The organism is Pseudomonas brassicae (assembly GCF_010671725.1).
Classification (GTDB): Bacteria; Pseudomonadota; Gammaproteobacteria; order Pseudomonadales; family Pseudomonadaceae; genus Aquipseudomonas; species Aquipseudomonas brassicae.
The window spans coordinates 1-4,496 of record NZ_JAAHBU010000357.1 but is presented as its reverse complement, the minus strand read 5'-3'; the positions used below and the strand labels follow the sequence as shown (position 1 = coordinate 4,496).

Below are 4,496 nucleotides of genomic sequence, written 5' to 3'. Positions count from 1 at the left end.
ACTGCTGCAGCGCCTGCGCCGGCTGGTTCAGGTCGAGGGCGGCAAAGCGCGACAGCTCCCAGGTATCCACCGCCGCAGGCGGGCGCTCCCCGCCCAGCAACTGCGGGAACACCTCGCCCAGCAGGTAGGGCTGCACGGTGGGCAGCAGGCGCGCGCACCCGACCACCTCGCCCGAGGTGTCTTGGGCAAGCAGGTAGAGCGCATCCTCATGATCGAACTGATCGATTTCGGCGTCAGGCTCGCACGCCAGCTCCCACCCCAGTGCGCCAACAAACACGCGGTAGCGATAACGCCCCAACGCAGCCAGCTGTGCACGATCAAGGTCCTTCTTCTTGCCAACCACAATATCCATTTCACGCCCTCATGGCGGTGGAAAACAGATACCTATTCGACAAGAAGAACGCCCATTGAAAAACTGCACTATTTGGCAGGGGCCGGCGCCGGCCTCAATCGACCCAACTGAGCAGCCCCAGCAGGGCTGCCCGCGCGACCGCAGCGGTACGGTTGGCCGCGCCCAGTTTCACCGCGGCATTGCGTGTGTGGAATTTCACCGTCTCCATCGACAGCGTGAGAATGTCGGCCACCTGGGCCAGGGTCTTGCCATCGGCGGCCCACCGCAGCACTTCACGCTCGCGTCGCGACAACGGCGAACACAGTTGCGGCTGCCAGCTTGGCGACATCAGGCGCATGAACCCCTGATGGGCAAGGCTGGTCAACCAGCGCATCTTCACTTCGTGGCTGCGCAGCTCGCTCTCACCCAGCGCATCGGCAGAGCGCGCCAGGGTAAACATGCCACCGCCACCGCAGCCGTCCAGGCAGGACTGCGCCCAGCCCACGCGCAACCCGGCCTGGTGCGCATCGTCCCACAGCCCCGGCACCGCACTGAACACGCGTTCATTCCACAGCACAGGGGCCTGCGAACGCTGGCAATGCTGAACCGTGGGGTCAATTGCCAGGTAGCCCGATTGTCGATAGCGCTCGCGCCAGGCGAGCGGGTAGGTACTCTGGGTGTAGATACGCGGACGCGTCACCGGTAACAGGGTCTGCAGCCCGTAGGCACAGAATTCGAAGCCCAGTGAAACGGCGCCTGACTGCAGCTTTTGCAACAACTCTTCCACTTCGGTGGCCTCATTGACCGAGGCCAGCACGTCGCCCATCCATTGCATCGTGTATCTCCATTTACCTGCAAAAACTGCCAATCCAGCAGTGCACTTCGCGGCGAGGGAGCATAGTTCAGCACGCGAGGGTAGCCATTGAGGATGGTCAATTGTCCGACAATCAACCCGAGCAACCGATAGGCTGCTCATGAATTTTTCCTCACGGGCGTACTTGAGAACCTATATCGTTTATTATTGTTTCAAGATTTGTAGCCGCAAGCGAGGAAATACCCGCATGACGATCCGCTCTAACCCGATTCTGCGCGGCCTGGCCGTTTCCGTGTTCAGCATGGTCCTGGGCGTTCCGGCCGCCATGGCCGCCGACCCGGTGGCACTGACCTTGTACAACGGCCAGCACAAGGAAATCGGTGAAGCCATCGCCAAGGCCTACGAGGCCAAGACCGGCATCCACATCAATATCCGCAAGGGCAGCAGCAACCAGCTGGCCAGCCAGATCATCGAGGAAGGCGAGCGTTCGCCCGCCGATGTCATCTACACCGAAGAATCGCCGCCGCTGAACAACCTCGGTCAACTCGGCCTGCTGGCCAAGATCGACGACGCCACCCTGCAGGTGCTGCCCAAGGAGTACGTGGCCAGCAACGGTACCTGGATGGGCGTGACCGCGCGCACCCGTGTGGTGGCCTTCAACCCCAAGGTGATCGACGAGAAAGACCTGCCCGCCTCGGTAATGGACTTCGCCGACCCGCAGTGGGACGGCAAGGTCGGCTTCGTGCCCACCAGCGGCGCATTCCAGGAGCAGGCCGTGGCCATCCTCAAGCTGCACGGGCGTGAAGCGGCCGAGGAATGGCTGACCGGCCTCAAGGCCTTCGGCAAGACCTACACCAACAACATGGTCGCGCTCAAGGCGGTGGAGAACGGTGAAGTCGCGGCCGTGCTGGTGAACAACTACTACTGGTACGCCCTGAAAAAAGAGCGCGGCCAACTCGACTCCAAACTCTACTACCTGGCCGACGGCGACGTCGGTGGCCTGGTGACCATCTCCAGCGCCGCCGCGGTCAAGGCCAGCAAGCATCCCAAAGAAGCCCAGGCCCTGCTCGCCTGGATGGCCAGTGAAGAAGGCCAGCGCGTGATCACCCAGACCACCGCCGAATACCCGCTGCACAAAGGCATGGTCTCGGACCAGGGCCTGAAGCCGTTCGAAGACCTGCGTCCGCCGAAGATCAGCCCGGCCGACCTGGGCAACGCCGAAGAAGCGCTGGAACTTGAACGCGAGGTCGGCCTGCTCTGATGGACGCCGTGCTGCCTGCGCCGGCCCTGCCGCGCTTTGTACCCCGGCGCAAGCGCCCCTCTGTCTGGGTGCTGCTGCCGGTACTGTTACTGGTAGGCCTGAGCCTGCTGCCGCTGCTGTATGTCGGGCTCAAGGCCTGGCAGGCCGGCTGGCGCGAGGCGCTGTACCTGCTGTGGCGGCCCTTTGTCTGGGGCCTGATGAAGAACACCCTGCTGCTGATGGCCGGGGTTACCGTGGCCTGCGCCGTGGTCGGCCTGGCCCTGGCCTGGTTGCTGGAGCGCAGCGACCTGCGCGGGCGCCGTCTGTGGGGGGTGATCCTGTGCCTGCCATTTGCCGTGCCGGCGTTCGTCAGCGGGTTTACCTGGGTCTCGCTGAGCCCCCGTTTCGAAGGCCTGGGCGGGGCGATCCTGGTGATGGCGCTGTCCAAGTACCCGCTGGTATTCCTGCCGGTGGCCGCGACCCTGCGCAACCTCGACACCTCGCTGGAAGAGTCGGCGCGCACCCTGGGCTACAACCGCTGGGGCGTGTTCCGCCGGGTCACCCTGCCACTGCTGTGGCCGTCGATCCTGGGCGGCAGCCTGCTGATCGCGCTGCACATGCTGGTGGAGTTCGGCGCGCTGTCGATCCTGGGCCTGCAGACGTTCACCACCGCGATCTACCAGCAGTTCGAGCTGGAGTTCAGCAACGCCAACGCGGCCATGCTGTCGGCGGTGCTGCTGTTCATGTGCCTGCTGATGCTGTGGCTGGAGTTGCGCGTGCGCGGCAAGGCCCGGCATGTGCGCATCGGCCAGGGTGTGGCACGGCGTGCCAAGCCGATCCGCCTGGGCGGCTGGAGCCTGCTCGGGCAACTGAGCTGCCTGCTGCTGGCGGTGCTGGGCAGCGGCATCCCGCTGGGCATGCTGGCCTACTGGCTCAGCGTGGGCGCGTCGGCGGCGTTCCCGCTGGCCGCGATCAGCAAGGCGCTGTTCTCGTCGCTGTCGCTGGCGCTGGGCGGTGCCGGGGTGAGCCTGCTGCTGGCGTTGCCGGTGAGCTTCCTGGTGGTGCGCTACAAGGGGCGCCTGGCGATCTGGGCCGAACGCCTGCCCTACTTGCTGCATGCACTGCCGGGGTTGGTGATTGCGCTGACGCTGGTGTATTTCGCACTGCACTACGTGCCGGCCATGTACCAGACCACCGGTTTGCTGCTGCTGGCGTATGCGCTGCTGTTCCTGCCGCTGGCGCAGGCACCGGTGCGCACGGCGCTGACCAAGGCGGCGCCGCAGCTCGAAGAGGCGGCGCGAACCCTTGGGGCGACACCGTTCAAGGCGTTCTGCCGGGTGACCCTGCCGATCATCTTCCCGGCGCTGGCGGCGGCCTTTGCGCTGGTGTTCCTGGATGCGATGAAGGAGCTGACCGCGACGCTGCTGCTCAGCCCGACCGGCATGACCACGCTGGCGACCGAGGTGTGGGCGCACACCGCCAACGTCGAATTTGCGGCAGCGGCGCCGTATGCGGCGTTGCTGATTCTGGTGTCGGGGTTGCCGGTGTACCTGCTGACCACGCGGATGTACCTGAACCGCGCCTGAGCGCATCGCCCCTTTCGCTGGCAAGCCAGCTCCCACAGGTTCTCCACCGCTCTTGAAAGCGGTGGGGTGCCTGTGGGAGCTGGCTTGCCAGCGAAGAGGCCGGTACAGCTGGCCTTCAGGCCCTGAACTGGCCCAGGCTAGCCTTCAATTGCGCCGCCAGGTCATCCAGCACCTTGCTGCTGGCCGTGGTCTGCATCACCACCTGCGCCGCACGCTCGGCCTGTGCATGAATCGTCTCGACCCGCCCACGCACCGCCTGCGCACCCTGCGCCTGCTGCTCGGCAGCCCGCGTGGCCAGCCCGATCGCGGCATGCACCTGCTCGACCGACGCCTGTACCGACTGCTGCAGGCGCGCGTTGTCCTTGAGCACGCTCAACCCTTCGCTGGCCTGGCGCCCGGCCTGGCTGATCGCCGCCACCGCTTCACGCGCACCCTGCTGCAAGGCACCGATGTGCGCCTGGATATCGCCCGTCGAACTCTGGGTCTTGCTCGCCAGCGCGCGTACCTCATCCGCCACCACGGCAA

The 4,496-nt window shown here is 65.4% G+C and carries 5 protein-coding genes; 2 read left to right on the top strand and 3 right to left on the bottom strand.

Annotated elements, in window-relative coordinates; all coding sequences use genetic code 11:
- A partial coding sequence (locus G3436_RS21435) for an acyl-homoserine-lactone synthase (protein WP_163949207.1) occupies positions 1–352 on the bottom strand: 352 nt, incomplete at its 3' end.
- 94 nt (positions 353–446) lie between these two features.
- Entirely contained in the window at positions 447–1,166 is a 720-nt protein-coding gene (locus G3436_RS21430) for an autoinducer binding domain-containing protein (protein WP_163949204.1), read from the bottom strand.
- A 226-nt stretch (positions 1,167–1,392) separates the two neighbouring features.
- Between G3436_RS21430 and G3436_RS21425 the strand changes: the two genes are divergently transcribed.
- The gene (locus G3436_RS21425; protein WP_163949201.1) at positions 1,393–2,406 is read left to right on the top strand and encodes an extracellular solute-binding protein; all 1,014 of its coding nucleotides are present in this window, start codon (positions 1,393–1,395) and stop codon (positions 2,404–2,406) included.
- Positions 2,406–3,971: an ABC transporter permease gene (locus G3436_RS21420; protein ID WP_163949198.1), complete on the top strand. Its 1,566-nt coding sequence runs from the start codon at positions 2,406–2,408 to the stop codon at positions 3,969–3,971. Before G3436_RS21425 ends, G3436_RS21420 begins: the two co-directional genes overlap by 1 nt.
- 115 nt (positions 3,972–4,086) lie before the next feature.
- Here G3436_RS21420 and G3436_RS21415 read toward each other — a convergent pair.
- A partial coding sequence (locus tag G3436_RS21415; protein ID WP_163949195.1) for a methyl-accepting chemotaxis protein occupies positions 4,087–4,496 on the bottom strand: 410 nt, incomplete at its 5' end.